This window comes from Magnetococcales bacterium (genome assembly GCA_015228815.1).
In the GTDB taxonomy this organism is placed as follows: domain Bacteria; phylum Pseudomonadota; class Magnetococcia; order Magnetococcales; family UBA8363; genus UBA8363.
The window spans coordinates 1-3946 of sequence record JADGCV010000089.1 but is presented as its reverse complement, the minus strand read 5'-3'; the positions used below and the strand labels follow the sequence as shown (position 1 = coordinate 3946).

5 protein-coding genes are annotated in these 3946 nt (G+C 51.5%); all 5 read left to right on the top strand.

From position 1 onward, the window contains the following. Window positions 1-530: 530 nt before the first annotated feature. Window positions 531-668, top strand: coding sequence for a 50S ribosomal protein L34 (gene rpmH / locus HQL76_18045; GenBank protein ID MBF0111071.1), 138 nt, complete (start codon window positions 531-533; stop codon window positions 666-668). Between the two features lie 35 nt (window positions 669-703). Next, window positions 704-1156 carry a ribonuclease P protein component gene (gene rnpA / locus HQL76_18040; GenBank protein MBF0111070.1) on the top strand — a complete coding sequence of 151 codons (453 nt, stop codon included), beginning with the start codon at window positions 704-706 and terminating at the stop codon, window positions 1154-1156. Further along, window positions 1153-1362 carry a membrane protein insertion efficiency factor YidD gene (gene yidD, locus HQL76_18035; GenBank protein MBF0111069.1) on the top strand — a complete coding sequence of 70 codons (210 nt, stop codon included), beginning with the start codon at window positions 1153-1155 and terminating at the stop codon, window positions 1360-1362. Before rnpA ends, yidD begins: the two co-directional genes overlap by 4 nt. 24 nt (window positions 1363-1386) lie before the next feature. Next, window positions 1387-3048: a membrane protein insertase YidC gene (gene yidC / locus HQL76_18030; GenBank protein MBF0111068.1), complete on the top strand. Its 1662-nt coding sequence runs from the start codon at window positions 1387-1389 to the stop codon at window positions 3046-3048. Window positions 3049-3193: 145 nt separating this feature from the next. Then, a partial coding sequence (locus HQL76_18025) for a class D beta-lactamase (GenBank protein ID MBF0111067.1) occupies window positions 3194-3946 on the top strand: 753 nt, incomplete at its 3' end.

The window sequence follows — 3946 nt, the reverse complement described above, 5'->3', positions numbered from 1 at the left end:
CCATGAATTCCCCGACAATTTCCATGGTGATCACCTCGCTATCCGATAATGCTGGTGCGAAGCCTCTTTTACGAAGGTGGCGCGAGCCAAACAATTCATGAAAAAAATTGTCTACCGTGCAGTACACGGAGATGATAAAATCTTCTAGCGGCATGGCCCGGTCCTCCTATCTGATTGTGTTCACTCAAACACAGGATAGCGGATTGGACCCTCTGCCGCATTACCGAAAATTAGTCGAGCATCGCGTTAGATCATAATTCACTTGAAGATTCATCCAACGTTGGGGGGTTGTATTGAACACCTTGGCCAACCTGGGTTCCATTTCTGTTCGGTAGTACGGGAACCGTATCAATTCAAGAACCCATGAAAAAAATATACTGTCACTAAATTAACATCATTGGCCTGGATCCGCTTGCTCCGACTCTTGACCACGGCTTTTTTTTTTAATACATTGGCAGGCTCGTTTCGAATTTGGACTTTGGTCGCATGGGATTCTTTCCCTTGGATTTCTCCATCCCTCAGGCAGAAAAATGAAGAGAACCTTTCAACCCAGCATCGTCCGCCGCAAGAAAACCCACGGTTTTCGCAAGAAAATGTCCACCCGCTCAGGACGCCAGGTGCTGAGCCGCAGGCGTTTCAAGGGTCGTAAAACCCTCGTAAATTCCTGAGGCCAGGGACTTCCCCGATCCATGATCCAGGATCAATGACCCCATCCCTTTTCCAGGATTCCGAATCTCATCGAACCGTAACAGTCGGGCCTTGTCACTTTCCCAAAATGGCCCGACTGCTCAAGAGTCGCGATTTCAAACGGAATACCGATCAGGGAAGAAAAGTTCATACACCGCTGTTTTTGGTGTTTGTCCGAAAAAACGGACTGGAGACCTCGCGGTTGGGGGTCACCGTCAGCCGGAAGGTGGGCAAGGCGGTCCTGCGCAATCGTGTCAAACGTTGGCTGCGGGAATTTTTTCGTCATTGGCAGGCACGGGTCGCCGATCGTTGGGCTGATCGCTGGGATATTGTCATCATCGCCCGCTTCCCGGCCGGACAAGCGTCCCATGAGGCTTTCGATCAAACCCTCGAAGGGGCCTTGAATCTTGCCCGTACACAATTCAACAAAACCTCCCCAACCCCGCGACCACGGCAGGATTCCCCTTGAAAATCCTTTTGCAGGGCCCGATCCGGTTTTACCGCACGTTCATCTCGCCGATGCTGCCGCCCTCTTGCCGTTTTTATCCGACCTGTTCGGAATATGCCCTGGAAGCCATCTCCAGGTATGGTGTTTTGCGTGGTGGTTGGCTATCCTTGAAGCGAATTCTTCGATGCCATCCGTTCCATCCCGGTGGATTGGATCCCGTTCCATAACCCTTTATCTTCGCAGGTTGCCTCATGGACCAGAGAACCCTCCTGGCCATCATTCTCTCCCTGTTTCTGGTGGTTGGCTATCAGTCGGTCATGGAGACCTATTTTACCCCTCCACCCGAAACGACCACGACTGCCGCCAACAACACGGCCCAGGGAGAAAAGAGCCAGTCCGCCCCCGACCAGGGTAATCCTCCCGAAAAACAAGCTCCTGTCACGGCCAGCGCGACGGTTCCGGTCATGGAATCCAAACCGGCGCTCCCTGAATCCGTTCCCGGACAACAGGACGAGGCCAACGAAACTTTCGCTTCCTTCAAGACCGATCTGGTCGAAGGAAAAATTGCCCTCAAGGGGGCATCGTTTGCCGATCTGCGCTTTCTCAAACATTTGACCCACCGCCCCCCGGAAGGCCAACCGATTCGATTCTTCAATCGCCACGGGCGGGATTTCTTTTTCAACGAGTCAGGGTTTCTGGGATCGGAAATTCAAACCCCCGATCGCAACACGGTTTGGAGCCTGGCCAAGCCCGAACCGGGCGCGTCGCCCCATTCCGTCCATCTATTCTGGGACAACGGCAAGGGGCTGGTCTTCGAAAAACGGATTGCCATCGACGAAAAAACCTACCTCTTCACCGTCGAAGACCGCATCGTCAATTCGACCGATTCCCCGGTGGCGCTCCATCATTTTTCCCACTTTATCCGCGTCGAACCAGTCAGCGAAAGCCATGCCATGGCGGTCGCCGATTTTCAGGGACCGATGGGTTTCCTTGACGGTACCCGCATTCAACACACCTATGAAGATCTGCGCACCAAGGATATCCATGAATCGGCCACCAGCGGATGGGCCGGATTTTCGGACAAGTATTTTCTGGCCGCCTTCATCACAACCGATCCCGGCAAAAAACGCATTTATTTCGACCATGACAATCCTTCTTACCGTATCGGCAATGTTTCGGAAAAACAGACCGTTGCGCCAAAAAGTCAATTTTCCCGGAGTCTCCTGCTCTATATCGGTCCCAAGGAGATCAACACTCTGGAACGGGTGGGATATGATCTGGAACGTTCGATCGACTACGGATGGTTCCATTTCCTGGCGGTACCGCTGGTCGAACTTTTGCTGATCTTCAACGGATTTCTGCACAATTTTGGCTTGGCGATCATTCTGCTTACAGTGCTGATCAAGGCCATTTTCTTTCCGCTGGCCAACAAAAGTTATCGTTCGATGAACGAAATGAAAAAGCTGCAACCCAAGGTCGAGGAGTTGCGCAAGCGTTTTTCGGACGACAAGCAGCGGATGAATCAGGAGATGATGAAGCTGTATCAGGACAACAAGGTCAATCCTTTGGGGGGGTGTCTTCCCATCGTGGTCCAGATTCCGGTCTTTTTTGCCCTGTACAAGGTTTTGTTCCTGTCGGTGGAGATGCGTCACGCCCCGTTTTTCTTCTGGATCAAGGATCTGTCGGAGATGGATCCCTATTATGTCCTTCCGGTATTGATGGGCATTTCGATGTATCTGCAATCCAAACTTAATCCGGCTCCCGCCGACCCCATTCAAGCCAAGATCATGGCTTTTCTTCCGCTCATTTTCACCTTTCTTTTTCTCTCCTTTCCATCAGGATTGGTCCTTTATTGGCTGGTCAACAACATTCTTTCGATCATCCAGCAGAGTTACATCGTCAAAAAGTCGTAACCATTCATCATCAACAATGAAAATAAAAAGAATCGTATTCGGATTGATATTTTTTCCGACCTTGTTTTTTCTTTGCCGGGCCGAAGCGTTACCGGATCAAGGGTTACAACACATTCTTGAGCGGCGGGGAATTGAAGGGTGTCTGGTGGTGCTTCATGTGCCAGCGCAACGGCTTCTGGTTTCCGATGAAACTCTTTGCGATACCCGTTTCTTTCCCGCTTCCACTTTCAAGGTAGTCAATACCCTCATCGCCCTGGAAACCGGCATGGTCCGGGAAGATGAGCTTTTTCCGTGGAACGGACGGTCCCAGCCCTTCAAAACTTGGGAAAAAGACATGACACTGAAAGAAGCGCTGGGAGTTTCGGCGGTACCTGTCTTTCAGGAAATTGCCCGACGTATCGGTCTTGGGCGGATGAAGGAATGGGTGACCCGGTTGGCATATGGCAACGCCGACATCGGAACGGTTGTCGATCGTTTCTGGTTGGAGGGTCCCTTGGTCATTTCTCCGATGGAACAGGCCCGATTTCTGGCCCTTCTGGCGACGGGACGACTTCCCATTTCCAGGAGATCGTTGTTGGAAGTGCGTCGTCTTCTGCCACGGGAAAACCTGGATGGAGTTCACCTTTACGGCAAAACCGGCTGGGCGATGGCGGAACGGCCAGGGATTGGCTGGTATGTTGGTTGGACGGAAAAAAATGGAGAAATTGTAACGTTCGCCGTTTCCATGGTGATGAATTCACTGAAAGACGCGCCAATGCGAAACACGTTGGCTTTGGAAGCATTACGTCATATCGGGGTTTTGACACCACGTCGCAATAAATTCAGACTTCCTGATCCCGGACGGTATTTCCACCAATTAGCCGGAATTCATGACGGCACTTTGATTCGCTGGTTTCGG

Coding starts and splice junctions, on each gene's coding strand:
- rpmH (MBF0111071.1), top strand. CDS start 531: ATGAAGAGAACCTTTCAACCCAGCATCGTCCGCCGCAAGAAAACCCAC.
- rnpA (MBF0111070.1), top strand. CDS start 704: ATGACCCCATCCCTTTTCCAGGATTCCGAATCTCATCGAACCGTAACA.
- yidC (MBF0111068.1), top strand. CDS start 1,387: ATGGACCAGAGAACCCTCCTGGCCATCATTCTCTCCCTGTTTCTGGTG.